This window comes from Paraburkholderia sacchari, assembly GCF_000785435.2.
Lineage (GTDB): Bacteria > Pseudomonadota > Gammaproteobacteria > Burkholderiales > Burkholderiaceae > Paraburkholderia > Paraburkholderia sacchari.
The window spans coordinates 57,889-83,837 of sequence record NZ_JTDB02000018.1 but is presented as its reverse complement, the minus strand read 5'-3'; the positions used below and the strand labels follow the sequence as shown (position 1 = coordinate 83,837).

Here is a 25,949-nt window from a genome sequence, read left to right as displayed (position 1 = left end):
CGCGCAACGTTCTGGCCCGAACCCGCGGTCAGCACCTGACCCATGATCACGTCGCTTACCTGCTCGGGCTTCACGCCCGCGCGCTCCAGCGCTGCCTTGATGACCAGCGCGCCCAGATCGGGCGCGGCAATCTTTGCCAGCGAACCGCCGAATTTGCCCACCGCGGTGCGCGCGGCCGAAACGATCACAATGTCAGTCAATTTCCACTCCTGCGTTAAAAATACTCATGGTGCCTGCGTTATGCGGCGCAACAGCAAACGAAGCAGCGCTGCAGCTACTCTTTAAGGAGAGTAGCTGCGTCCTGTCACACGAAGATGACAAATCAGAGATGCGCGCATTAAATATGCGCGACGTATTGGTATGAATTAACAACGTGGAAGTGAGCGGATGGCGCGGCGCAGCCGTATTGATTTGCGGCCGCGCCGCGCCGTGAAGGATGGGCGCCGTAGCGATCAGTTCGCAGCCGGTCCCGTCTGCGCCGCGCGCTGTGCAGCGGCGGCGACTTTATCGAACTTGCCCTGCGCGGCCTCGATGGCCTGGCGCGTCATCGTGCGCACGGAATCGGCCGCATTGCCATAAGCGGCAAACGTCGAGTTCATGGCGGCCACGAACGGCTCCGCACCGGCGGGCGCGCCCTGCGAAAATCGTTCGGCCAGCGCCTTGACGCACTGTTCTTGCCGCTCGGCCTGCGCCTGCGCGACGTGGGTCCATTCGGCATGTGCGTGGGCCGCGATATCGAAAACCTTGCGTCCATACGACATCGCCTTCGAAGCAGCCTGCTGCGAAGCATTCAGTTGCTGCGTGAAAAGCTCCACCGGATTGCCGCATTGAAGCGCGCTCTTCAGCGCGGCCTCGTTATCGGCAATGGCTGTGCGAACCGTCTGCATATTGAGCGCGACGGTTGCCTCGAAGCTTTCGAACGCGGGGCGGGCCAGAGCAAAAAATACCGCGACGCCAGACTCATAATGGGCGCGGAGACGATCGGGTGCGGAAAGGGTCACGGACTCGGTCATCGGCAATGCCTCAAGATTAGTGATGCTAAATGGATGAATTGCGGGCCGCCATCCAACGCGACCCCAAAACACTACGATCGCTACGGCTCGAAGGACTTCCATCGTCGCCGCAACGAAATTAGAGGCTTCATTCTAAGCGGAGAATTTAACAATTTTATGGAAAAGTACTTAGGTATAAACCCTTAAATTCATGCGTTCCGGGTCGTTTCTTGCATTTGTACGCGGAATGCATCGCAGGGCATCTCGTCTGAAACAGGTGGCGTTCGAAACGAATTCTAAATAGCGCGCGCACATAAAGTCGCGCAATACATTGATTTCGGGGATTTCGGAAATATGAAATGCAATGTGTTCGGGAAAAATGGCCGACATGGCGCCAGCGCATCGGTCATTATTCCCGGCGGGCCGGAACGACCCGCCGCCAAATCGCTAAAAGGACTGCATTCAAAGGAAATTACATTCAAGGACTGCCAAGCAAATGGCCATTCACCACCGTGCCATACAGCGAGTTCGGCGTGTCATGATATTTCGTGCGCGTTTGCGCGACTGAACCCTTGAAGCGCGGATCCTGCGGCCGCTCGTGACTATCCATGAACGTCGCCACGTCCCAGGCTTCCTGGTCCGTCAACGTGCCGCCCAGACCCAGCGGCATGTTCGCCTTGATAAAGCCGGCGGCGTTTTGCGTCTCGTGCATGCCCGCGCCCCAGTTGAACGAACGCGCGCCCCATAGCGGTGGGAACACCGTATGGCCATTGCTCGTCTTGCCCTGTCCATCCGCGCCGTGGCACGCCGCGCAATGTTGCTCATAAACCTTGGCGCCGCGCGCGTAGTCCGCTTTCTGTGCGGGCGCGGGCAGCTTCGGATAACCCTTGCCAGGCACCTTGCCGCCCACAGGCGCGCCCGTGGCCAGCCAGTACGAATAGCTTTCCAGCGCGACCAGCACCGGATCGCCCAACGGCGGCGCCTTGCCGTTCATGCTGTAACTGAAGCAGCCTTGCAGCCGTTCCGCAAACGTGTTCACGTGCCCGTTCTTGGCGCGATAAGCCGGGTACGAAACGAAGGCGGCCCACAGCGGACTCGAATTGGCTTTGCGGCCTGCATCCAGGTGGCAGTTCGCGCAGCGCAGCGAATTGCCCACGAACTTGCCCGCGTATTGGCCGGTGTTGCGGAAGACCTGTTCGCCGAGCTTCACCGATTTGCCGAAGTCGCCGCCGGGCATGGCGCTTTCGGGCGGCGGATGGAATTGCGTTGCGTGCGCGCCGGTATCCGTCTGGGGTGGTGAGGCCGGTTGTGAGGCAGATTGTGCAGCGGCTTGTGCCGGACCTTGTTCCGAAGCCTGTGAAGCCGCAGCCGCTGCGCCCGCTTCGGGCGAAGGCTGTTGCGCGTAGTACAGCGCGACGGCGTGCATATCGGCGTCGCTCAGCTTGCTCGCGACGGCCGGCATCAGCGCGAGCGTGCCGGGCGGGCGCTTGCCGTTCTTCCAGGCGTTGAGCTGCGCCTCGATATACGCCGCCGGCTGTCCCGCCAGCGGCGGGAATGCGGCGCCGACGCCCGCGCCGCCCGGCCCATGGCATTGCACGCAGGCGGGCAGGTCTTGTTGCCAGCGGCCTCGCGTAGCGAGCCATGCGCCGCTATCGGATGGCGCGACATCGGACGGATCTTGCGTGCGTATACCCTTCGGCGCGGGCAGACTGCTGAAATACTGCGCCACAGCGGTACGCTCGCTGGCCGACATGTTCTTCGCGAACGGTTGCATCACGGCGTTCTCGCGGCTGCCGTCGGCGAACGCTGCAAGTTGCGCTTCGAAATAGTCCGCGCCTACGCCGGCGAGCCGTGGGAATCCCGCCGCCGCGTTGCCTTCGCCGCTCGCGCCGTGGCAGCTAATACATGCCGGTACGCCGTTGGCGGTGCCTTGCATGGCGATCGTCCGGCCTGAGGATGCCGGCTCACTTTGCGTTTGCTTTTGAGTTTGCTTTGCCTGCTGCGTTGACTGGGCATACGCTGGCGATGCGCCCAGCACCGGCAGCGTGATGCTCAATGCGAGCGCCGTCACGAGTCTTTTGAAATTCATTGCCCTTTCCGATGTCGTTTTTATCTCCGTACTTATTCTCCCTCAATCGATTGGTTCAGTGGCTCGCGCATGGCCAAAGCGATGAAAATCTGCGTCGAGAGCACCGCTTTCCGGTCTTTGCAATGGCCGGCGGCAGCCCGGCTTTGGGGATGGGTGGGCGGACACGCCGGTCTGCGTGCCGCCTTTCTGGTCAGTGCCGTTGTGGGTGCAAGCGCGACCGATGTGGTTTCCAACTGCTCCGCAGTTATCGCGTCGTTGCGTGATTTGACGGCCTGGGCAGCTAGCTCTCGGGTGACGCAGTGACACGGCTGGATTGCCTGTGCCGGTCGCGCGCTGGCTGATGGCCAGTAACTGCGTTTACCACTGGGCGTTTACCGCGAAAACGCCCCGCGCCGTGCCCTTATCACTCCAGTGTCGTCGCCATCGTCCGCATAAAGCGCCTCAACCAGTTCCTCACGATGTTGAAGCACCGCTCGCTGATTAATCGAGCCTTTATCCGTAATCTCCCCACGATCAAGCGAGGGCGGCTGCACGAGCAGCCGCAGGCGCGCGATAAACGTTGCGCTCCCCGTCGCCGACTCGTTTAACCGCACAAGCAATCCCGAGAAAAACTCGCGCACGAGCGGTGCATTCAAAACCTCTTGCGCAGTCGCCTCGCTCCCGAGTCCCGCAAGCCCGCGACACATATCCAGTCGCGGAAAAATCATCGCCCCCACATCGTCGCGATTCAAGCCGGTTATCACGGCGTCCTGCACATACGGCGCGCCTTCACTGACAATGCGCGCGCGCATCGGCCCCACGCTCACGAACGTGCCCGAACCGAGTTTGAAATCTTCCGCGATGCGGCCATCGAATGCGAGCCCCACCTCAGGCCGCGCAGGGTCCACGAATCGCACAGCGTCACCCGTTCGATAATAGCCTTCTTCATCGAATACGTCGTGCGCATGCTCTGGATCAGTGCGCCAGTAGCCGCGCATGACATTCGGCCCGCGAAACCGCACTTCGAGCTTGCCGTCCACCGGCGCGACCTTCGTCTGGCATCCCGGTGCGGGCAAGCCAATATAGCCAGCGCCCGAATACGGGCCGGTCGTGAACAGACACGATGGCGCCGTCTCGGTCATGCCGAGCCCCGCCATGATGCGGATGCGCTCGCCGCAATATTGAAGCGTCACGCGTTCGAGCCGCTCCCACGCGGCCTTTGAAAGGCCGGCGCCGCCAAAGAAATACATCTTCACCCGCGAGAAGAAGCGCTCGCGCAAGGCCGCATCCGTTTCGAGCGCAACGGTCAATTCCTCCCAGCCCTTGGGCACATTGAAATAAATCGTCGGCGCGATGTCCCGCAGATTGCGTAGCGTTTCGTCGAATTTGCCGGCAACCGGCTTGCCATCGTCGATATACAACGTGCCGCCGTTATAGAGCGCAATGCCCACGTTATGACTGCCGCCGAAAGTGTGATTCCACGGCAGCCAGTCGACGAGCACGGGCGGTTCGATGCCGAACTGCGGGAACGTTTCGAGCAGCATTTGCTGGTTCGCGCAAAGCATGCGGTTGGTTGTCGGCACGGCCTTGGGCAGGCGCGTCGACCCCGAGGTGAATAGAAACTTGGCGATGGTGTCGCCGTTTACTCCGGCATGCGCGGCATCGATGCCGCGCGGCGCGGTGTCGAGAAATGCCGCAAACGAAGTGACGTCCGGTGCCGAGCCAGGCGCGGCGCTCACCCGTTCGACACCCGCGGGCAGAACGGCATCGAGTGCGCTGGCATAGGCGTCGATGTCATCGGCGAATACGAGGCCCGGCGTGAGCAGGTCGAGTATGTGGCGCAGCTTGCCGAAGTCGCTCGAAATCAGCGAATAAGCAGGCGAGACGGGAGCATAGGGAATGCCCGCCCACATCGCGCCCAACGCCAACTGCAGATGCTCGATGCTGTTGCCCGAAAGAATGACGAGTGGTCGTTTCGCGCTCAGGCCGCGTTGCAGCAGCGCTTCTCCGATTGCACGCGCATGCTCGTGCATCTGCGCATAGGTCACACCTTGCCAGGCGCCAGCGCCATCGCGCCGGACGACCAGCAGCCGGTCGGGGTGCGCAAGCGCGCCGCTGGCCAGCCGGTCGGTGAAGCGCTCCGGGTAGCGGCCTAGCGGCTCCCGCGCTTCCATATACCAGCATTCGCCGCGCTGCTCGATGCGCGGCGAAACAGAACCGATTGCGACGCGCCTGTATCCGGGCGCGACGGCGCTCGCGCCGCCTGCATGGACTTGGTCCGATTCCAACATCTGTCTCCTCGTTGCCCCGAAATCTCAGATCGGGTAATGACGCGGGCCGGTCTGCACGGTGATCCAGCGCAGGTCCGTGAACTCGCCAATCGACGCCTTGCTGCCAAAGCGGCCATAACCGCTTGCCTTCACGCCGCCGAACGGCATCTGCGCCTCGTCGTGCACCGTTGGTCCATTGATATGGCAAATGCCCGACTCGATGCGCTTCGCCACGTTCATCGCGCGGGCAATGTCGCGGCTGAACACCGCCGCCGAAAGCCCGTATTCGCTGTCGTTCGCCACGCTCACCGCTTCTTCGTCGCCGTCCACACGCTGCACCGTCACGACCGGGCCGAACGATTCGTCGGCGTAAAGCTTCATTTCGCGCGTGACGTTCTCGACGATCACCGGCTGCATGATCGCGCCGTTCACTTCGCAACCCAGCGGCAGCTTCGCACCCTTCGCGCCCGCGTCTTCCACGAGCGCACGAATGCGCCGCGCCGATGCTTCGCTCTCCAAAGTTCCCAGCACCGATCCCGGCTGCGTCGGGTCACCCGCCTTGAGCGTGCGCGCCTTCGCCACGAGCTTCTCGACGAACGCACCGGCAATCTTGCGCTCGACGATCACGCGTTCCGTCGACATGCAAATCTGGCCTTGATTGAAGAATGCGCCGAAGGCGATGCCTTCCACTGCAGCGTCCAGGTCAGCGTCGTCAAGCACGATCACGGGCGCCTTGCCGCCCAGTTCGAGCAACGCGGGCTTCAGATGTCGCGCAGCATGCTCCGCAACGATGCGGCCCACGCGCGTCGAGCCGGTGAAGTTCACGCGCTTGACCGCCGGATTCGCGATCAGCCGCTCGACGATGGCGGGAGCGTCTTCGGCCGCATGCGTAATGACGTTGACTACACCCTCGCCCAGGCCCGCATCGTTCAGCGCCTGCCCGATCAGCACGTGCACGCCGGGGCAGCCTTCCGAAGCCTTCAGGACCACGGTATTGCCGCACGCGAGCGGCATCGCCAGCGCCCGCGTGGCGAGAATCACCGGTGCATTCCAGGGCGCCATGCCGAGCACGACGCCGCACGGTTGGCGCACTGCCATCGCGAGGCTGCCGGGCACGTCCGAGGGAATCACCGAGCCGTCGATCTGCGTAGTCATCGCGGCTGCTTCGCGCAGCATGTTGGCCGCGAGCATCACGTTGAAGCCATACCAGTTCGCCATGGCGCCCGTTTCCGCCGCGCCGATGGCGATAAACTCCGCCGCGCGCGCGTCCAGCCGCTCGGCGGCGGCGCTCAGGCGCTTGCGGCGCTCCGTGGGCGTGAGCCCGGCCCACGCGGGAAATGCCCGCGCCGCGGCGGCGACCGCTGCATCGGCGTCCTCCAGCGTGGCGGCCGCGGCGCGCGTGGCCACGCTGCCCGTGGCCGGATTGATGCGATCGAAGGTCTTGCCATTCGACGCGGGACGCAACGCACCGCCGATCAAAAGCAGGGTTTCGTGCATGTCTTCGTCTCCTCTGTCTGCCTGGTCTGTTTGCTCAGCGCTTGTATGCCTGCAGGCCCGGCTTGATGCTCTTGTCGTCGAGGAACTGCTTGAGGCCCTGGGCGCGGCCGCCTTCCTTGTCGCGATAGTTGGCCTGATCGAGCTTCGCGTAGAGATAGTCCTCGTTCTGCTCCCACGTCAGCTCGCGCGAGCGCTTGAAACCATGCTTGGCGTTGCGCAGCACGACAGGGTTCTTGTCGAGCAGCTTCGCGGCGAACGCCAGCGTGGCCTCGCGCAATTCGGCGCGCGGCACGCTCTTGTTGACGAGGCCCATCTTCGCGGCCTGCTGGCCCGTGAAGGTATCGCCCGTCATGATGTAGTACAGCGCTTCGCGGTGGCCGACCGTATCCGCCATTGCCTTGCTCACGAGATTGCCCGGCGGAATGCCCCAGTTGATTTCCGAAAGACCGAACACGGCTTCGTCGGCGGCGATCGCGAGATCGCAGGCCACCAGCGGCGAGAAACCGCCGCCAAAGCACCAGCCGTTCACCATGGCGATGGTGGGCTTCGAATACATGCGCAGCAGCTGCCACTGCCAGCGGCTCGCATCGCGGCGAATGCGTTCCTGCACGACGTCGGGGCTCGAATCGACTTCGCGGAAGTACTCCTTAAGATCCATGCCCGCGGTCCAGGCGTCGCCCTCGCCAGTGAGCACGAGCACCTGCGCTTCAGCATCGAGCTCGATCGTTTCGAGCACATCGATCATTTCCCTGTTGAGCGTCGGGCTCATGGCGTTGCGCTTCTCGGGACGGTTCAGCGTCACCCAGGCAATGCCGCCTTCCACTGCAACCTTGACCGTTTTCCAGCGACCTTCGTAACTCATTTTCCTTCTCCATGAATGTTTCCGCACGTGCGGTTCGAGGTCAATGTACTATCAGGCTACCTGATATGTAAAGTAGAATGCACGCTCGTTAGTACATACCCTTAAGCACGCTTCCAGTCGCGACAAGCCAACAATCGAACAACCGAGGAGACAGTCATGAAGCTCGACCACCTGGTCGCCATCGACACACATGTGCATGCGGAAGTCTCGTGCTGCCAGCCACCCGACCTCTTTGCAAAGGAATTCGACGATGCCGCCGACAAGTACTTCGGCACCGTGCTCAAGCAGGGACGTCGGCCCACGATCCCGGAAACGATCGAGCACTATCGTGAGCGCAACATCGGCTTCGTGATGTTCACGGTGGATTGCGAGGCGAACGTCGGCAGGCGGCGCATTTCGAACGAGGAAGTGGCGGAGTTTGCGCAGAACAATGCCGACATCATGATTGCCTTCGCGAGCATCGACCCGCACAAAGGCAAGTTCGGCGCGCGCGAGGCACGGCGGCTGATCGAGGAGCACGGCGTGCGCGGCTTCAAGTTTCATCCCACCATGCAAGGCTTTTTCGCGAACGACCGGCTCGCGTATCCGCTATACGAGGTGATTGCCGAATATGGCCTGCCGGCGGTATTTCACAGCGGCCATTCGGGCATGGGTTCGGGAATGCGCGGCGGCGGCGGCCTGCGCCTGAAGTATTCGGAGCCGATCTATCTCGACGATGTCGCCGCCGATTTTCCCGACATGAAAATCGTGATCGCGCATCCTTCGTGGCCGTGGCAGGAGCAGGCGCTCTCCATCGCGCTACATAAGCCCAATGTGTATATCGACTTGTCGGGTTGGTCGCCGAAATACTTCTCGCCGGAGCTCGTGAAGTATACGAACACGCTGCTGCGCCACAAGGTGCTGTTCGCTTCCGACTTTCCGCTGATCCGGCCCGATCGTTGGCTGGAGGATTTCGCCACGCTGGACATCAAGCCGGAAGTGCGTCCGCTCGTGCTCAAGGACAACGCCATGCGCCTGCTTGGACTGCAAGGCATGGAATGAGCGCGTTCAACTCTGGCGCAGGTTGCTCACGAAGCGTTCGAGGCTCACGCGCGCGGCATTGGCGCCTTGGGCGTCCACGTCGCCCAGCATCCGGTCTTCCACGACCTGCACCGCCTTCATGCCCTGACGCAGCACATCGCGCCCTTCGTCGGTGAGCCGCAGCACGACAATGCGGCCGTGATTGGGATCGGGCTCGCGGCCGATCCAGTTGCGCGACACCATCACGCTGATCACTTCGTTGGCAGACTGAGGCGTGATGAACGAGCGCTCGGCGAGTTGCGCGTTCGATGCCTCGCCGCGCGCCTCCAGAACCGATAGCGCCGTGAACTGCGAAAGCGTAAGCCCGAGCGGCGCAAGCGCGGCTGTGAGTTCGCGGCGCAGGATCCTGTCGAGGTTGGCGATCAGGTAGGTGAGCCGAGGCATCGCGGCCTTGCGCCCCTTGCCGGAAGCGCGGGCCGTGCCGGCCGATGTCGTCGTGGTGGTGGAAGCCTTGCCGTTCATTGTGTCGGTTGAGCAGTCTCGATGGGATGCGCAATGTTACCGCAACGGCGTAGCGTTCAAGACACGAAAAAGACGCCATCGCCTGGGGTATTCACCGAATACAATCGGCTTGCAACATCAGGATGCCTGATATCAAATACGGCTTGTCACACCATGCCGGCGCGTTCCACAGGACGCGCCTTATTTTGCCGTTTATATAAGGTTACCTGATATTAACGGCGATGCGCACCGTGACTTCCAAAATCAAAATCACCATCAGGCGACAGACATGAGATCGACCAGAACGGCATTATCCGGAGACGACACAGCCATGCGATCCATCGCGGGTAGCGATATCGCCACGACCTTAGTCCTTTGTTTCGCGGTTGCCCTGCTTGAGGGGCTAGACCTGCAGTCGGTCGGCGTCGCCGCGCCGCGCATGGCGCGCGAGTTCGGCCTTTCGGTATCGCAGATGGGCCTCGCATTCAGCGCAGGCACCTTCGGCCTTCTGCCCGGCGCGCTGTTCGGCGGGCGGTTCGCCGACCGCATCGGGCGCAAGCGCGTGTTGATTCTCTCGGCGATCATCTTTGCCGTGCTTTCCCTTGCCACCGCGCTCGTCAGCAGCTTTGGCGCGCTGGTGCTGGTACGTGCGTTGACAGGCGTGGGGCTCGGCGGCGCACTGCCGAACCTGATCGCGCTGTCCTCCGAAGCCGTTTCGCCAAAGGCGCGCAACACGGCGGTGAGCGTGATGTATTGCGGCATTCCGTTCGGCGGCTTAATCGCTTCGCTTATCGGCATATTCAGCGCCGGCGACACCGAATGGCGCCACATCTTCTATGTGGGCGGCGTCGGACCGCTGGTCCTCGTACCGCTGTTAATGGCATTTCTTCCGGAATCCAAAACATTCCGCCAGGCGCCATCCGGTGCGCCGGCCGTTCCTGCTCCCGTTGGCACGGTTCTTTTCGGTGCGAATCGTACGCTCTCCACACTGCAGATCTGGATCAGCTACTTCTGCACACTCATCGTCCTCTATTTCCTGCTCAACTGGTTACCGTCGCTCATGGCCGCGCGCGGTCTTGGCCGTGGCGACATCGGCCTCGTGCAGATTTTCTTCAATATCGGCGGCGGCATCGGGGCGCTCGTCATTGGCATGCTGATGGACCGCATGCGCGGCGGACTCGTCGTGTCCGGCATGTATATCGGCATCATCGCGTCGCTTGCGGGCTTGTCGGCTGCGCCGGGCCTCGGGGCGCTCGTGGTGTCCGCGTTCTGCGCGGGCATGTTCGTCGTTGGCGGGCAATCGGTGCTCTACGCCCTGTCCGCCGCGTTCTATCCCACGCCGATGCGCGGCACCGGCGTAGGCGCCGCTGTGGCGGTCGGCCGTCTTGGTTCGGTGGTCGGGCCGCTCGCCGCCGGCCAATTGCTGGCCATGGGGCGCAGCGCCTCCACCGTGATCGGCGCGAGCATTCCCGTCACGCTCGTCGCCGCCGTGGCCGCGCTGATGTTGCTGCGCCGGCCGCGCGCCACGGACTGAACCGGTCCGCCGAAAGCTTCATACCCGCCATTCAAATTCAATAAAACATACGCAACAGGTTCGGAGACAACACCATGCAATTGAAGCCGATTCATGCCCTCGCGTGCATCGCACTTTGCGCGCTCAGCACTGGAGCCGTCGCGCAATCGAGCGTTACGCTGTACGGCATCGTCGATACAGGTGTCGAATACGTTTCGCACGCCAACGCCAAAGGCGACAGCGTTTTTCGCATGCCGGCGGTGACCGGCGAATTGCCTTCGCGTTGGGGGCTGCGCGGCAATGAAGATTTGGGCGGTGGCTATAGCGCGGTATTCACGCTCGAAAGCGGGTTTAATCTGCGTGATGGCAGTTCCGGCCAGGGCGGGCGCCTGTTCGGGCGGCAGGCGTTCGTGGGCGTGAAGAGCCCGTATGGAACCCTCGCGTTCGGCCGCCAGTACACCATGACCTATCTCGCGATTCAGGGCGCGGATATCGTCGGCCCCGACATCTACGGAATGGGCTCGTTCGACGCCTACGTGCCCAACGCCCGCACCGACAATTCGGTCACATATCTTGGCGCGTACCAGGGCTTCACGCTCGGCGCCGGCTACTCGTTCGGACGGGACGCAGCGGGCACCGGCAACTCGCCCGGCCAGGGCACCTGCGCAGGTTCGGTCCCGGGCCACGGCACCGAATGCCGCGACTGGTCCGTGATGCTCAAGTACGACTCGCAATACTTCGGCGCTGCTGCCTCTTATGAGGAACAGCGCGGCGGCGCAACGGCAGCCGCCAACTTCTTCGACGGCGTGGCGCCAACGCCGCTCATCAACGCCGCCGACAAGGACGCGCGCACGCTGGTCAGCGCCTATGCACAGTACTCGGGCGCGAAGATCGGCGCGGGCTGGATGGGTCGCCGCGTGGTCACGGATTCGCCGGCGACGTCCAATGTCCGCTCGGATCTCTTCTTCGTGGGCGCCTCGTACACGGTTACGCCCGCGTTTATCGTCGATGGCGAAGTGTTCCGCATCATCAACAGCGACCACGATACGCGCGCCACTATGGGCACACTGCGCACCACCTACTTCCTCAGCAAACGTTCCTCGGTTTATGCGCAGGCGGCTTATCTCGCGAACAGCGAGAAAGCGCGCTATTCGGTCAGCGGCGGTGGCGGCGGAACCACGCCGGGCGCCGGCATGGGTCAGACCGGTGTCATGGTCGGTCTCAAGCACATGTTCTAATGGGAGGGATGATGAAAAGAACCAGAATTGCATTGTGCGTGTCCGCCGCATCCACGATCCTCGCGGCCTGCGGCGGCTCGGGATCGTCATCCAACGGCGCGTCGTCCAGCGACGCGTCGGCTCTGCCCCAGCTTGCCGCCGCCCAGCCCGCGTCGCTCTCAGGGTCGTGCGCGTCGCTTGCTGCAAAACTGTCGTTTGCCAACACGACGTTCACGTCGGTGCAGGACGTGCCGGCCGGCACGCTTACGGTAGCCGGCAAAGCGGTCCCCGAGCACTGCGTGATCGAAGGGCAAATGAACCAGCGCGTAAGCACGGTCGATAACCAGACCTACGCGATCGGGTTTGAGATGCGCTTGCCGATCGCCTGGAATGGCCGCTTCTTCTATCAGGCCAATGGCGGTCTCGATGGTAGCGTCTTGCAGGCTGTCGGGCCTAATAGCGGCGGTGGCCCGCTCGATAACGCGCTCGACATGGGCTTCGCCGTAATCAGTTCGGACGCCGGACATTCGTCCTCGCAAAACCCGTTGTTTGGTCTCGATCCGCAGGCGCGCATCGACTACGGCTATAACGCGGTCGCGACGCTCACGCCGATGGCCAAGCAGGTCATCAAGACCGCCTATGGCAAGGGGCCCGACCGCAGCTACTTCGAGGGCTGTTCGAACGGCGGACGTCACGCGATGGTGGCTGCCGCACGTTCGTACGCAGAGTACGACGGGATCATCGCGGGCGACCCGGGCTTTCATCTTCCGAAAGCCGCGATCGGCGAAATGTGGAGCGCGCAGCAGCTTGCGAGCATCGCCACAGCGAAAACCGCGGCCGGACTTCCCGATATCACCAGCGGACTGACCAAGGCCGAACGCCAACTCATCGCCGCGAAGGTGATTGCGAAATGCGATGCGCTTGACGGCGTGGCCGACGGCATGGTCGAAGATATCAAGGCATGCCAGGCAAATTTCAATCTCGCCACGGACGTTCCGACCTGCACCAGCAACGTGCGCGACGGCACCTGCCTGACGACAGCGCAAAAACAGGCTATCGGCAATCTGTTCTCGGGTGCGCGCAACAGCGCCGGCACCTCCCTCTATGCCACGTTCCCTTACGATGTCGGCATCAACGGCGCGGGCTGGGCTTCGTGGAAGCAGAGCGCCTCGATCACGCTTGATCCAATGGCCGCGGCCTTCGTGTTCACGGCGCCGCCGCAAAGCGCGTCGATACTCAGCCAGCTCTCGGCTTACGCGCTGAACTTCAGCATGGACAACGACGCGCCGAAGATCTTCGCGACGAGCGGTGCTTATTCGGAGTCGGCATGGTCATTCATGACCCCGCCGAATGAGACCGACCTGAGCAAGCTGAAGAATCGCGGCGCGAAGCTGATCGTCTATCACGGAACGAGCGACCCGGTGTTTTCGTCGGACGATACGACAGACTGGTATCAGCGCTTGTCCAAAGCGAATGGCGGAGATGCAAGCAATTTCGCTCGCTTTTATACGGTGGCGGGTATGAATCACTGCAGCGGCGGGCCGGCGGCCGATCAGTTCGACATGCTGACGCCGATGGTCGCGTGGGTCGAGCACGGTCAAGCGCCGGACAGGGTGATTGCCACGGCGCGGGATGCATCCAGCGCGTTGCCGAACGGCGAGGTTCCTGCCGATTGGGGGACAGGCCGTACGCGCCCGCTGTGCCCGTATCCGAAGGTCGCGCGCTATACAAATGGGGATGTGAATTCGGCGAGCAACTTCACCTGCAGCTAGCGCACGCCAGCAGCCGTTGCGCTCGCATCCACCCACGCACCATTCCCGTGCCACGAGGCGCATGTAACAGAATGTAATTGAAAGTTGTTGTTCATCGCCTCGACGCATATGCCCGGCACATTGCCACTTCTGTTTCGCGTGATTCTCCCCACAAACATGAACAACGAGGTGAACGATGAAAGCGGCAAGGAGATGGTCGGCAGGTCTGGTGGCGCTCAGCGCGATGGCGCTCGCCGTGGGTAGCGCACTCGCATCACCGTCGACGCAGGCGAGCGGGGCGAGCGGCATCAAGCACGTCCTGCTCATCAGCTTCGACGGTTTGCACGAGCAGGACGTCGCGCGCTGCGTGGGCGGCAACACTTGCCCGAATCTCGCGCTGCTCGCCAAGTCGGGCGTCACGTATACGAACGCCTATACGCCCGGGCTGTCCGACTCGTTTCCGGGTCTCGCCGCGCTCGTGACGGGCGGCTCGCCCAAGACCGCCGGCCTCTTCTATGACGTTTCGTATGACCGCACGCTTTACGCGCCCAACGACACGGGCTGCGTGGGCCAGCAGGGCTGGAACGTCGTGTTCGACGAAACCACCGGCATCGACGCGCAAAACGGCGGCGCGCTCGTGCACCTCGACGGCGGCGGCGATTTCAATCCGCAAGCCATTCCGCGCGCGCGCAAGGGCGCCAAGTGCGTGCCCGTGTATCCGCATGACTACGTGAAGACCAACACGATCTTCGAAGTCGTGAAGCAGAACTTGCCCGGCTCGCACACCGCGTGGGCCGACAAGCACGCCTGGGGCTACGACTGGCTGAACGGCCCGTCGGGGCGCGGCGTGGACGACCTCGCGCGCACCGAGATCAACTCGATCGACCCGGCCACGCAGACCGACTACACCGATGTGTACACGCACACCGAGAAGTTCGACGATTACCACGTGCAGGCGCTCATCAACCAGATCAACGGCAAGGACTCCACGGGCACGCGCAACGAGCCCGTGCCCACGCTGTTCGGCACCAACTTCCAGACCCTGAGCGTGGCGCAAAAGTCCACGGTGGCCAAAGGAGGCGGCTATCTCGACGCCAGCTTCACGCCGGGGCCGAACGTGTCGGGCGCGATCACATATCTCGACAATTCGCTTGGCCGCATTGTCGCCGCGCTCAAGCAGCAGAACCTCTACGCGTCGACGCTCATCGTCGTCACGGCCAAGCACGGCCAGTCACCCGCCGATCACACGAAGCTCGTGAAGAACGGCGACACGCTCACGCAACTGCTCGAGACGAGCAACTATCTCGATCCCAACGGCAACTTCGGCCAGAACAACACGAAGAGCGGCAACCTGAACGACGGCACGGGCCTTGTCGGCACGGGCTTCGTGCAGACCGACGACGTGGGCCTCATCTGGCTGCGCGATCAATCGCAGCGCGATGCCGCGCTCGCCACGCTCAAGCAGAACCTCTCGTGCAACGCGCCCGGCATCTGCGCGGACGGCCCGCAAGCGTACATTCTCAGCGGCTCTGAACTGGCCGCGCGCTTCGGCGATCCGTCGCTCGGCCGCACGCCCGATATCGTCGTGCAGCCGAACCCGGGCGTGATCTATACGTCGAGCAAAAAGAAGGACGAGGAGCACGGCGGCAATGCGCCGGACGATAGCCACCTCGGCCTCGTCGTGTCGTATGCGGGCCTGCATGGCGGCGGCCGCCAGATCCAGGCGCGTGTGCAGACCACGCAGGTTGCGCCGACGATCCTGCGCGCGCTCGATCTCGATCCGCAACTGCTGCACGCCGTTGCCGTCGAAGGCACGCACTCGCTGCCGGGCCTGGGCCTCGGCCACGGTTCGGACGAGTAGTTCGGACGAGTAGCGCGTCATACCTGAAGCACCCGGGGCCGGCGCTTTTCACGAAGCGACGGCCCGCCTCCAGTCGCGCCGCCCGGTGGCGTTACAATTCCCGCAGACACCACAGGCCTGCGGGTACGCATAGTGACCGAGCTTCAACCCGGCTTCGAGCCGGGCTTCATTCTGACGCGACATTGGCGCGACACGCCGCACCATACCGAAGTCGACTTCTGGCTCGCGACGCCCGCTGGCCCACGGCAACTGCGCCTGCGCCCGCAAACGTCGGTCGCGTTCGTGCCGGCCGCGCAACGCGAGGTGGCGCTCGGCGCGCTCGAAAGCAATAAAAGCGGCAATAAAAGCGGCCATAAAGGCGGCAACAAGGGCGCCGAGCTGCGCCCGCTCGATCTCAAGGACTTCCGGCAGCGGCCCGTGCTCGGCCTCTATGCGCCGCAATACCGCCAGCTGACCGGCACGGCGAAGCGCCTCACGAAATTGGGCGTCGACATCTACGAAGCCGATATCCAGCCGCCCGAGCGCTACATGATGGAGCGCTTCATCACCGCGCCCGTGCAGTTTCGCGGCACGCCCGACGCCTCGGGCCTGCTGCTCGACGGCGAACTGAAACCGGCCACCGGCTATCGCCCGGCGCTCAGGCTCGTCTCGCTCGACATCGAAACGAGCGCGCAGGGCGAGCTGTATTCGATCGCGCTCGAAGGATGCGGCCAGCGCCAGGTCTTCATGCTCGCCCCCGCAAACGGCGACGCGAGCGGGCTCGATTTCGACTTCGAGTACTGCGAGAGCCGCACGCAGATGCTCGTGCGCCTGAACGAGTGGATGGCGCGGCACGATCCCGACGCGATCATCGGCTGGAATCTCGTGCAGTTCGATTTGCGCGTGCTGCACGCGCATTCGCAGCAATGTGGCGTGCCGCTGCGCCTCGGACGCGGCGGCGCCGTGATGGAATGGCGAGAGCACAGCATCAACCAGAACCATTACTTTGCCGGCGCGGCGGGCCGGCTCATCATCGACGGCATCGAGGCGCTGCGCTCGGCCACCTGGAGCTTTACATCGTTCAGCCTCGAGTTCGTCGCGCAATCACTGCTGGGCGAAGGCAAGTCCGTCGACAATCCGTATCAGCGCATGGACGAAATCCAGCGCCGCTTCGACGAAGACAAGCCCGCGCTCGCGCGCTATAACCTCAAGGATTGCGAACTTGTCACGCGCATCTTCGAGAAAACCGAGCTGATCGCGTTCCTGCTCGAACGCGCCTCGGTCACGGGACTGCCCGCCGACCGCAGCGGCGGCTCGGTTGCGGCGTTCACGCACCTGTATCTGCCGCGCATGCATCGGCTCGGTTACGTTGCGCCGAATCTTGGCGACGTGGTGGGCGAAAACAGTCCCGGCGGCTTCGTAATGGACTCGCGGCCCGGGCTCTACGATTCGGTGCTGGTGCTCGATTACAAGAGCCTTTATCCCTCGATCATCCGCACGTTTCTGATCGATCCCGTGGGGCTGATCGAAGGCCTGCGCCACGCGGACGACGAACGTCGCGACGATGCGTCGGTGCCGGGCTTTCTCGGCGCGCGCTTCTCGCGCACGATGCATTGCCTGCCGGAGATCGTGCGCCAGGTCTGGGAAGGCCGCGAGAACGCCAAGCGCAACAAGAATGCGCCGCTTTCGCAGGCGTTGAAGATCATCATGAACGCGTTCTACGGCGTGCTTGGCTCGACGGGCTGCCGGTTTTTCGACCCGCGACTTGCATCGTCGATCACCATGCGCGGCCATGAGATCATGCGCAAGACGCGCGAATTGATCGAGTCTCAAGGCTACGACGTCATCTACGGCGACACCGACTCCACCTTCGTGTGGCTCAGGCGCGCACATACGGAAGAAGAGGCGACACGCACCGGCCGCGCGCTGGTCGAGCATGTCAACCAGTGGTGGCAGGCTGAATTGCGCGAACGCTTCGGTCTCCAAAGCGCTCTGGAACTGCAATTCGAGCGCCATTATTCGCGCTTTCTCATGCCCACCGTGCGCGGCGCGGAAGAAGGCAGCAAGAAGCGCTACGCGGGTCTCGCCCGCACGAAAGACGGCGGCGACGAAATGGTGTTCAAGGGACTGGAGACCGTGCGTACCGACTGGACGCCGCTCGCGCAGCAATTCCAGCGCGAACTGTACCGGCGCGTCTTCAAGCGCGAGCCCTATGCAGATTACGTGCGCGATTACGTGCGGCGCACGCTGAGCGGCGAGTTCGACGAGCAGCTCGTATTCAGAAAGCGGCTGCGCCGCCCGCTTGGCGACTATCAGCGCAATGTGCCGCCGCATGTGCGTGCGGCGCGCGTCGCCGACGAATTCAACCGTGCCAAAGGCCGTCCGCTGCAATATCAGAACGGCGGGTGGATCAGCTACGTGATGACGACCGCAGGCCCCGAGCCGCTGGAGACGCTCAGCTCGCCGCTCGATTACGGGTTCTATTTGAGCCGGCAGTTGCAGCCGGTGGCCGACGCCATTTTGCCGTTTCTGCGCGAGGAATTCGAAACGCTGCTGTCGGGGCAGGCGAGTTTGTTCTAGCCGGGGCACACCGGCGAGCGCACCCGAATGGGGGCGCGCCCGCCGTCATTCAGGCGCGCTATTGCGCTTCTGCGGGGCGCGTGCGGCTCTTGCGCGATATCGACAACTCGACGCGCCGGTCGGGCGCAAGACAGGCGATCAGCGCTTCGCGGTCGCGGTCATTGCACTGCGCGAGCGAATTCGACTTGCCACGGCCAAACGCGCTCATCGCGACGCCGGCAACACCGTTCTCGCGCAGGTATCCCGCTACCGTGTCCGCGCGCTGCTGCGAAAGCCGTTCGTTGTAGCGCTCGCTGCCGAGCCGGTCGGTATAGCCTTCCACGCGTATCGCCGTCACGTCGCCTGCGCCAACGATCTCGCGCGCAAGCGTCGCGAGGCTCTCGCGTCCTTGCGGCAGCATGCCAGCCAGATCGCCGCGATCGAACTGGAAGAGCGTGTCGGTAGGCAGCGTGATTTTCGGCGGCACATAGGGCGCGGGCTTCGGGGGCCGGCAGGCAGCCAGCACGCCGGGCAACGCCTCGGCACTCTGCAGGACTCCGGCGACGCGTAGCGCACTCGCGTCGAACAGGCGCGTCCACGCTTCGTGGCCCGCGTGCATCAGCGCGACTTCTGAACAGGCGACCACCTCCTGGGCCTTCGGGCATGACGGGAAGTCCGGCGACGTCTTTATCGCCAGCAGTTGCTGCCACAGATCGGGGCGCACTGTCGACACCGTGCGCAGCTTTGGATTATCGGCCGAAGCCTGCCCCTGGCCTTCCAGTGCGCCGATCAGTTGATCCGCCTGCTTAACTGCTTCGTCGACAAAGCCCCATTGGTTGTGTTGCGCCTGCTCCTCGCGCGCCGCATTGAGCCAGCACTGCGCTTTCGCCGCAAAGTAACCCTGCTGTCGTGCACCAAGCGCCTGCAAACGCCGCTGTTCGTCCTTGAGCAGCGCGCCGCTCACGCTGCCGGGATACGCAACGACCCAGGCTTGCGTGGCAGCGCCCGCCTCCGTGCTCTGCGACGCCTTAAGGCCATTTTCCAGCACGGTGGGGTCCTGCACCTGCAATGCATCGATCGTCGCTTGCGATGCACATCCTGCAATGGCGGCCGACAGCACGATCGCCATGACTGTGTATTTCATGTTGAATGCTCATGGAAAGGAGCGCACGGCCTGACCGTGCGGGAATTGAACGCGGGGCACACCCCGCTGGCACGGCCGGACCTCGCGCCGGCCGTGCCGTGAAGGCTGCTGCAAATGCGTCAACCACCGAAGACGATGCCGATGCCCGCCCGGACGATGGTGCTGTTGCCACCCGCCGACGAGACGCCCAGGTTGTAGTTGATGCTGCCTTTCGCGTTCCAGCGCGACACGCCGATGCCCAGTGCCGACTGGCCGCGATACGTCGCAATGCCGGCGTTCAGGGTGGTGCGCCCCGGCAGATACGGCGTGACGATGTTGAGCGCGGACGCCGACGCGATCCCTCGCCGGGCGTTGCGGTCGACGTCGTCCACGCGATGGCTCATGCTGCCCATCGCGTTGCCGAGCTGGCCGAGATTCACTGCGTCGGTAGGCGCGGTGCCGGCGGCGACATTGGTAATCTGCCTCTCGTTGCCGACGCTGCCCACCGAGACCGAGTTGTTGCGATCAGCGATCGAATTCGCGCCCAGCGCCACGGCGTTCGCGGCGCTTGCTTCTGCGCGGTCGCCAAACGCGCTGGACGACATGCCGCTGGCAACCGCGCCGCCGCCGACCGCCAGCGTGTTCGCGCCGCTGGCGAGGGCCGGCCCGTTCGGCGAACTCACAGCGACATACGACTGATTAACCGTAACGTTCTGCACCGCCTGCACGATGGACGAAACATTGGCATTGGTGGCGTAAAGCTGCGCGCCCGTGACGGCATCGGTGCTGTGAGCGTCCAGCAGGGCATCGGCGAGATTGGACAGCTTGACCGTGCCAGTTGCGCCAGCGCCGCCTAGCGTAACCTTGTCGTGCGCGGACGAGTCGTATTGCACCGCGTTCGCGACCGATCCCGAGATGTTGGTAACCGTCTGCTGAAGGTTCGTGATCTGCGTGGTGTTCTGCGCGACGCGGTCGTCGAGATTCGTGAGCGCCGCGCCCACGTTGTTCAGCGTCGTGCCGCCAATCGTGTACGCGGGCGCGGCCAGCGTACCGTCGGCGCGCACGCTGGCTCCACCGCCCAGCGCGGCGGCCATGCTGGCAGCGCTGGCGTAGAGCTGCGCGCCGTTGATCGCATCCACGCTGGAGGAACTCACGCCGCCTGCCGCCAGGCCGGTCAAGGTGCGGTTGCCCGCCGCGCCGTTGAGGCTCACCACGGTGCCGTCGGTTGTCGATCCGATTCTGATCGCGCGACTGATCGGCTCTTGCGCGATGAGATCGATACCCGAGCCGGCAATTCTTTGCTGGAGCTGAGTCAGGCCCGAGTCGAGCGTGTCGAGCGCACCGCCTACCGTGCGCTGTGTCCCGCCCTGCATATGGTAGGTGGGCGCGACGATCGCGCCGTCCGCCGCCATGCCGGCGCCGCCCCCAAGCGTTGCTGCATACGCGCGCAACTGACCAGCATTCACGGCATCGCTGTCTGCCATACCGGCGGCAAGATTCGTGATCCTCGTGCCCTGCGCGCCGCGAAGCGTGACCGCGGATTTCGTTGCATCGTCGTAGGCGACGAAGGCATTGGTGACATTGCCTCCCGTGTCGACATTCAGGCCCGCCGCTTTTAATTGCGCGATGTTCACCGCGTCATGATCCGCCATGCCGTTGGCCACGTTCGACAACACCGTACCATTCGCGCCGCCGCCGAACGTCACGCGATCATGCGCGGGCGTGTCGTATTTGACGGAGTCCAGCAGACCGGTTGTCGACGCATGGTCGACCGCTTTCAACGCGCTGCCGACATCGCCATACGTCGAGCCGCCGACTTCATAGGACGGGCTCTTCAGCGACCCGTCCGGGTTGACCATGACGCCGCCGCCCAACGCGGCCGCCGCGCCGTACAAACCCCGGTACAACTGTGCGCCGTTGACGGCATCCCCACTCCCCGCCGCCACGCTGCCTGCAGCCAGATTCGTGATGCGCGTGCCGTTTGCGCCGCCAAGCGTGACCGTCCCTCTGCTCGTGTCGTCGTAGGCGACGAAGGCGTTCGTGATGTTACCGCCGGTATCGACGCTCAGGCCCGCCGCTTTCAGTTGCGCGATGTTCACCGCGTCATGATCCGCCATGCCATTGGCCACGTTCGACAAAACCGTGCCGCTCGTACCGCCATCGAGCGTCACACGCGTATGAGCAGACGTGTCGTACTTGACGCTGTCTGCGAAATCGGCCGCCGCAGCATGGTCGACGGCAAGAAGCGCCGCGCCGAGGTCCGTGAACGTCCCCCCTCTGAGCACGTAGCTCGGGCGCTTGAACTCACCGACGCCATCCACCGCCGCACCGCCGCCCAAGGCGCTCGCGACGGCTCTCAGTTGACCTGCGTTCACTGCGTCGGTGTCGGCCTGTCCGGCAGCCATATTGACAATGCGGCGCGTATTCGCCGGATTCGTGAGCGTGTAGGACCGGCCGTTCATATCCACCGCGATTCGCGAGGTCGTGCCGTCGTTGCCGACAGAAACCGTGTTGGCCTGATTCGCTATCGAGCCCGCGCCCAGCGCGACGGAGTCGTTCGCTGTGGTGTAGGCCTGCACCCCGATCGCCGTGCTTGCCGTTGCGCGCGCAACTGTATTCGAGCCGATGGCAACGGCGCCAATGCCGGCCTTCGCCATGTCGGAGGGCGGCGTCTGCCCGGCCCCGTTGCCGAACCCGGCAACCTGCGAATAGTAGGCCGCCGTGTTGTAGGTCTGCGAGAGGCCTGAAGTATCGACACCCGAGCCCGCGGCCGGGACGGATGCGACCATCGCCCCCACATTCGATATGCGAGACGGCGTACCGAATTCCTGCTCCGGCACGCCGAGAGCTGTCGCCGCGAGACGATTGTGCTCGGCGGCGCCGCTCGCATCCGCGGCCAGATTATTTTGGGCATTGCTGAAGAGCACGCTCGCGTCGTCGGCTGGTGCCTCGTTGGCCCGCGCGGACAAGGCCAGGGCACCCAGGCCCAGTAGCGCCACAGTCTTCATCGCGCGCACTACGCCTGCTTTGGCGCTGCGCTTGCCGCAACCTCGCGCATTCTCCTGCACCGCTACCCAGGCTCCAGCCGATTCGTTCCATACTGATCGATAAGTCTTGTTCATACACCTTCCCGTTTGTTGACGTCACATCGAGCTGATCCATTGAATCTGATCGCTAATCGGCTATTCGATTTGCAGTCCGAACTTCATGGCCCGGTCATGCTCCGAAACATTCTCGATTTCCGAGACCGGATCGCTAACCACGCCACCTTCTCATGCCGTCAACCAGGTCATGTGGTATCCATGTATCTCATGGCCATACCTGTTACGCGCCGTCATCCCTTGGACGTTCCATCTTCTGATGAGATGCGAGAACGTTGCATAAAATCGTGAATAAATAGGACATCAGACGCACAACCACTGACTAGATTACGGATGCACGTCATGCAACGTGGTCGCGCACTTCGGCCATCGCTTCTTGCGCGCAAATTCGATGTCCAACAGGCAATCCCAGAAAGGAAAATAGCCATGTCAGTGTCGTTCAACAGCAGTCAGTTTTTTCAAATGAATAACCCGTCGCCGACTCCGCTCCGGGGATGCGCATTTCAGCCGCCTGCGCCGCCTTTCGCACGACCGGGCTCGATGCCCTGGTTTCCCCAGCCGCCTGCACGCGGCCCGTTCGACTTCGGTGGCAGAAGCGCCTTCAATCGTCCGCCGATTTTTTCCAATCAAGGAAGCAGCAACAATTTTTCGTCGGGCTTCTGGAACAACGGGGGGTTCTCCAATGGCTCGACCGGTCTTCCGGCTCCGGCCGCGGGTAATAATTATTCGTCGGGCTTCTGGAACAACGGCAGCTACTTCAATGGCGCGGGCGGCCTTTCGGATTCGGCCGCAGGCAATAACTACTCGTCGGGCTTCTGGAACAACGGCGGTTACTACAATGGCTCGAGCGGCCTTTCCGATCCGGCCGCGGGCAATCAGTTCCCGTCGGGTGCATGGAACCTCGGGGGCTTCCCCAATGGCTCGACTGCACTTCCGGGCCTCGGCGATGGCAGTAATTTCCCGTCGGGTTCATGGAACCCGGGGAGCTTCTCCGATGGCTCGACTGGGCTCCCGAGTCCGGGCGGCAGCAATAATTTTTCGTCGGGCTCCTGGAACAACGGTGGTTACTTCAATAGCTCGACCGGCCTTTCGGATTCGGCCGCAGGCAATAATTTCTCGTCGGGCTTCTGGAACAACGGCGGTTACTTCAATAACTCGATGCAGCCCGGCAATGGTAACGGCGCCTCGAACATTTCGGCGGGATACTGGAACCAGGGCCAGTATTTCAACGGCTCGACATCGCCCGTTGCCCCCAACAGCCCCCAGCAACAATGGTCCGACACAGGCGTGAACGACAAAAAGTCGTCAATTGATCTCGGCGACTACAAAATGGACCTGGACAAGTCGGATTCGTCGCTGACGCTCACCGACGCCAAAACCGGCAACCAGACGAAAGTCTGGGGTGACCCGCATATCGACTTCGACGCCAACACGGGCGCCAAGAAGAGCACGATGGTTGACGGTCCGATTTCGTTCTCGTTGCCCGGCGACAAGCAGGTCTTTGTCGGCACGCAACCCTCCGGCTCCAATGGCCCATCATTTGCCAGCGACGTATACGTTGTCCAGGGCGATCGCGCCTACGAGGTCCACGGGCTAAACCAGAATGACGCCAACACACCGCTTTCCGTGCAGTACGCTCCCTCTGGTGGCAGCGCCGTGGCGCAGCAAGCTCCGCGTGGCGCGAACAACTATATCGCTACGCCCGGCGGGATGCTTGACGCATCGACCAACAAACCGGCCAGAGACTCGATAGCCTGAGTAACTAATCCTCCCCTCTAGAGGATATCGCGCTACCGACCGCAGCTTGACGCTGCGGTCGGAGAACCGCCGTTCGCGCGATAGCGCTTCGAAAATCGCAATAGACCGCTTGGCACAACCGTTAAAGACGGATCGGCCGCATCGTTACGCGCATCGCGCCAAATACCCTTCCGACACCCTCAATTTACGCCCCATACGTTCGTCCGCGCGGACCGTTCACGCAGCGCCCGCTATCATGCGAACGCGGGAGACATGGTGTGCGATCGCACCATGCCTCCCGCGTTACACGACCTGATATCACCGACGATCAATCGCCTCCACCGCCGTCGCCGCCGCCACCATCGCCGGCGTCGCCCACGCCGCCCGCATCGCCTCCGGCATCCGGCGCAGCCCCACCTTCGCCGCCCGCGCCTTCTCCCGCGTTCACGCCGCCCTCACCAGGGCCACCGGGCGCCCCCATGGACTCGCCAGGCTGCACACCCGGGTCCTGCCCCTGCGACTGCGGACCTTGAGATTCCTGGCCCTGCGACTGCGGGCCTTGAGGCTGCAGCCCCTCCTGCTGTTGACCATGGGGCTGCTGACCTTGCGACTGCGGCACCTGCGACTGCTGACCTTGCTGACCCTGCGACTGAGTCCCCTGGGGCTGCTGACCATGAGGCTGCTGACCCTGCGGCTGCTGGCTCTGCGGCTGGTTGGCATTCGTGGTACTACCTTTGCTGCCACCGCCACCGCCGCCGCCCCCGCCCATCTTAATGCCCTTCATCAACTGCCCCAGTACGTCACCAATACCGCCGAGACCTCCGAGACCGCCGCCGTTTCCCGCCTTCGCGGGCTGCGGAGTAGCTTGAGCAACTTGCTGCTGACCACCCTGATGCTTGCCCGCCGCAGCGTTCTTGCCGCCAATGAGCTGGCCCACCATTGCACGAAGTCTCTCGTTTTCGCTCTTGAGAGAAGCCACGAGATCTTGCCCCGCGGCCCCATGCGCAGCCCCGTTCTGGCCCGCCGGGGCTGCTCCTCCCAACCGAACCAGTGTCGGTACACTGCCTGGCTGCGGCGCGGCGCCGCCAGCGGGAAGACCCGCTGTCGCGCCGGCTCCCCCACCGGCACCTGCGCGTACCAGCTGTACAGGTCCGTTCCCAACGTCCTGCGGGCCTTGCCCAGCGGGAGAAAAAGCCAAAGGCGACATCGCCACTGCGCCAGGGTCGTTCGCCCCCGCAAGCAACCTGTCAATCTGGTTTGCGCCGGGCATTGCAATAGCATTGATTCTACTCATGACCTGTTTGCATTCCTAAAATAAAGTTTGCGCAACTCAAGAAAACCCTGAACCAACTGTGAATCTGAACTTCGACAAACTCTCTAAATACGCATGATTTCACCTCACTAGAACAAGATAAATCCCCGATTCCGGCGCAACACAATTTATCTAGACCCGCCCTCCTTCTAGCTCTTCCAGGTTAAACATACCTACTCTTCTAGCGAGCTGAACGACACATACCACTCTGATATATCCAGTGAAATTCCTGACGACATCGCACGCCAGATCCATTTCCATGGCCCATCTTGAAAGCAATTTCCCGACTGTCATGGATTCCTGGCGGGCGATAATTTCGATGATGATCCAATAGATCTCTTCGAGTCGTATGCAGGTCGAAAAGCCATTTATACGTATAGATCTCTGACGCGGCGTGACAAGCTTGGATCTGAAATCACAGTATCGATGCGTAGCCATAAGCAGGTATCCTGATCATCAGGTTTGACTCGTCGATACGCACGACTCCCCGCCGCCGACAAGAACCGTTTTGTCAACACCTTTCATCGCGATGGCCATTTTTTCAAGCATGATAATTCCTGAAATCTCAATAGATTGACAACGTAAA

General features: G+C 62.9%; 18 protein-coding genes and 1 pseudogene. 7 read left to right on the top strand and 12 right to left on the bottom strand.

All coding sequences use genetic code 11. The features are described 5' to 3' along the window. The 7 genes and pseudogenes from NH14_RS32770 to NH14_RS32745 all read right to left on the bottom strand — a co-directional run. Positions 1 to 200: thiolase family protein (locus NH14_RS32770; RefSeq protein ID WP_456238520.1), on the bottom strand; the 200-nt coding region annotated here is incomplete at its 3' end. A 252-nt stretch (positions 201 to 452) separates the two neighbouring features. Continuing rightward, positions 453 to 1,013: a TIGR01841 family phasin gene (gene phaP, locus NH14_RS32765; RefSeq protein WP_202031862.1), complete on the bottom strand. Its 561-nt coding sequence runs from the start codon at positions 1,011 to 1,013 to the stop codon at positions 453 to 455. Between the two features lie 457 nt (positions 1,014 to 1,470). Continuing rightward, the gene (locus NH14_RS32760) at positions 1,471 to 2,721 is read right to left on the bottom strand and encodes a c-type cytochrome (RefSeq protein WP_276511633.1); all 1,251 of its coding nucleotides are present in this window, start codon (positions 2,719 to 2,721) and stop codon (positions 1,471 to 1,473) included. Further along, a pseudogene (locus NH14_RS33970) lies at positions 2,710 to 2,928 on the bottom strand (c-type cytochrome); the annotation flags it as partial. The pseudogene NH14_RS33970 and the gene NH14_RS32760, both read right to left, overlap by 12 nt. 524 nt (positions 2,929 to 3,452) lie before the next feature. Continuing rightward, positions 3,453 to 5,351, bottom strand: coding sequence for a feruloyl-CoA synthase (locus tag NH14_RS32755; RefSeq protein ID WP_176329319.1), 1,899 nt, complete (start codon positions 5,349 to 5,351; stop codon positions 3,453 to 3,455). 24 nt (positions 5,352 to 5,375) lie between these two features. After that, positions 5,376 to 6,827: an aldehyde dehydrogenase gene (locus tag NH14_RS32750; RefSeq protein WP_035533766.1), complete on the bottom strand. Its 1,452-nt coding sequence runs from the start codon at positions 6,825 to 6,827 to the stop codon at positions 5,376 to 5,378. A gap of 34 nt (positions 6,828 to 6,861) precedes the next feature. After that, complete coding sequence (locus NH14_RS32745) at positions 6,862 to 7,689, bottom strand: p-hydroxycinnamoyl CoA hydratase/lyase (RefSeq protein WP_035533765.1); 828 nt, start codon at positions 7,687 to 7,689, stop codon at positions 6,862 to 6,864. Between the two features lie 156 nt (positions 7,690 to 7,845). Between NH14_RS32745 and NH14_RS32740 the strand changes: the two genes are divergently transcribed. Continuing rightward, the gene (locus NH14_RS32740) at positions 7,846 to 8,730 is read left to right on the top strand and encodes an amidohydrolase family protein (protein WP_035533763.1); all 885 of its coding nucleotides are present in this window, start codon (positions 7,846 to 7,848) and stop codon (positions 8,728 to 8,730) included. Between the two features lie 6 nt (positions 8,731 to 8,736). Here NH14_RS32740 and NH14_RS32735 read toward each other — a convergent pair whose 3' ends face one another. Beyond that, positions 8,737 to 9,231 (bottom strand): MarR family winged helix-turn-helix transcriptional regulator, encoded by a 495-nt coding sequence (locus NH14_RS32735; RefSeq protein ID WP_035533761.1) that lies wholly within the window; start codon positions 9,229 to 9,231, stop codon positions 8,737 to 8,739. Between the two features lie 268 nt (positions 9,232 to 9,499). Between NH14_RS32735 and mhpT the strand changes: the two genes are divergently transcribed. The 5 genes from mhpT (at position 9,500) to NH14_RS32710 (ending at position 18,111) form a co-directional block, all read left to right on the top strand. After that, the gene (gene mhpT / locus NH14_RS32730; protein ID WP_152617314.1) at positions 9,500 to 10,744 is read left to right on the top strand and encodes a 3-(3-hydroxy-phenyl)propionate transporter MhpT; all 1,245 of its coding nucleotides are present in this window, start codon (positions 9,500 to 9,502) and stop codon (positions 10,742 to 10,744) included. Between the two features lie 74 nt (positions 10,745 to 10,818). Next, entirely contained in the window at positions 10,819 to 11,961 is a 1,143-nt protein-coding gene (locus NH14_RS32725; protein ID WP_052148532.1) for a porin, read from the top strand. An 11-nt stretch (positions 11,962 to 11,972) separates the two neighbouring features. Further along, complete coding sequence (locus NH14_RS32720) at positions 11,973 to 13,712, top strand: tannase/feruloyl esterase family alpha/beta hydrolase (RefSeq protein ID WP_035533757.1); 1,740 nt, start codon at positions 11,973 to 11,975, stop codon at positions 13,710 to 13,712. Positions 13,713 to 13,887: 175 nt separating this feature from the next. Then, entirely contained in the window at positions 13,888 to 15,552 is a 1,665-nt protein-coding gene (locus NH14_RS32715; RefSeq protein ID WP_035533755.1) for an alkaline phosphatase family protein, read from the top strand. A gap of 132 nt (positions 15,553 to 15,684) precedes the next feature. After that, positions 15,685 to 18,111, top strand: a complete 2,427-nt coding sequence (locus NH14_RS32710) for a DNA polymerase II (RefSeq protein ID WP_035533754.1) — start codon at positions 15,685 to 15,687, stop codon at positions 18,109 to 18,111. 58 nt (positions 18,112 to 18,169) lie between these two features. On the opposite strand, the gene NH14_RS32705 is transcribed toward NH14_RS32710, so the two are convergent. After that, entirely contained in the window at positions 18,170 to 19,234 is a 1,065-nt protein-coding gene (locus tag NH14_RS32705) for an OmpA family protein (protein WP_035533753.1), read from the bottom strand. Between the two features lie 119 nt (positions 19,235 to 19,353). Further along, positions 19,354 to 22,335, bottom strand: coding sequence for an ESPR-type extended signal peptide-containing protein (locus tag NH14_RS32700; protein WP_084225950.1), 2,982 nt, complete (start codon positions 22,333 to 22,335; stop codon positions 19,354 to 19,356). 405 nt (positions 22,336 to 22,740) lie between these two features. Between NH14_RS32700 and NH14_RS32695 the strand changes: the two genes are divergently transcribed. Continuing rightward, positions 22,741 to 24,072 (top strand): DUF1521 domain-containing protein, encoded by a 1,332-nt coding sequence (locus NH14_RS32695; protein WP_035533751.1) that lies wholly within the window; start codon positions 22,741 to 22,743, stop codon positions 24,070 to 24,072. 307 nt (positions 24,073 to 24,379) lie between these two features. On the opposite strand, the gene NH14_RS32690 is transcribed toward NH14_RS32695, so the two are convergent. Both NH14_RS32690 and NH14_RS32685 read right to left on the bottom strand, forming a co-directional pair. Then, entirely contained in the window at positions 24,380 to 25,030 is a 651-nt protein-coding gene (locus NH14_RS32690) for a hypothetical protein (protein WP_161790891.1), read from the bottom strand. Between the two features lie 465 nt (positions 25,031 to 25,495). Continuing rightward, the gene (locus tag NH14_RS32685) at positions 25,496 to 25,801 is read right to left on the bottom strand and encodes a ribbon-helix-helix domain-containing protein (protein WP_084225948.1); all 306 of its coding nucleotides are present in this window, start codon (positions 25,799 to 25,801) and stop codon (positions 25,496 to 25,498) included. Positions 25,802 to 25,949 lie beyond the last annotated feature (148 nt).

Excerpts from the sequence above, each read along its gene's own strand:
- NH14_RS32725 (WP_052148532.1), top strand. The coding sequence starts at position 10,819 with ATGCAATTGAAGCCGATTCATGCCCTCGCGTGCATCGCACTTTGCGCG.
- NH14_RS32695 (WP_035533751.1), top strand. The coding sequence starts at position 22,741 with ATGTCAGTGTCGTTCAACAGCAGTCAGTTTTTTCAAATGAATAACCCG.
- mhpT (WP_152617314.1), top strand. The coding sequence starts at position 9,500 with ATGAGATCGACCAGAACGGCATTATCCGGAGACGACACAGCCATGCGA.
- NH14_RS32745 (WP_035533765.1), bottom strand. The coding sequence starts at position 7,689 with ATGAGTTACGAAGGTCGCTGGAAAACGGTCAAGGTTGCAGTGGAAGGC.
- NH14_RS32755 (WP_176329319.1), bottom strand. The coding sequence starts at position 5,351 with ATGTTGGAATCGGACCAAGTCCATGCAGGCGGCGCGAGCGCCGTCGCG.
- NH14_RS32705 (WP_035533753.1), bottom strand. The coding sequence starts at position 19,234 with ATGAAATACACAGTCATGGCGATCGTGCTGTCGGCCGCCATTGCAGGA.
- NH14_RS32740 (WP_035533763.1), top strand. The coding sequence starts at position 7,846 with ATGAAGCTCGACCACCTGGTCGCCATCGACACACATGTGCATGCGGAA.
- NH14_RS32735 (WP_035533761.1), bottom strand. The coding sequence starts at position 9,231 with ATGAACGGCAAGGCTTCCACCACCACGACGACATCGGCCGGCACGGCC.
- phaP (WP_202031862.1), bottom strand. The coding sequence starts at position 1,013 with ATGACCGAGTCCGTGACCCTTTCCGCACCCGATCGTCTCCGCGCCCAT.
- NH14_RS32715 (WP_035533755.1), top strand. The coding sequence starts at position 13,888 with ATGAAAGCGGCAAGGAGATGGTCGGCAGGTCTGGTGGCGCTCAGCGCG.
- NH14_RS32685 (WP_084225948.1), bottom strand. The coding sequence starts at position 25,801 with ATGGCTACGCATCGATACTGTGATTTCAGATCCAAGCTTGTCACGCCG.
- NH14_RS32700 (WP_084225950.1), bottom strand. The coding sequence starts at position 22,335 with ATGAACAAGACTTATCGATCAGTATGGAACGAATCGGCTGGAGCCTGG.
- NH14_RS32750 (WP_035533766.1), bottom strand. The coding sequence starts at position 6,827 with ATGCACGAAACCCTGCTTTTGATCGGCGGTGCGTTGCGTCCCGCGTCG.
- NH14_RS32720 (WP_035533757.1), top strand. The coding sequence starts at position 11,973 with ATGAAAAGAACCAGAATTGCATTGTGCGTGTCCGCCGCATCCACGATC.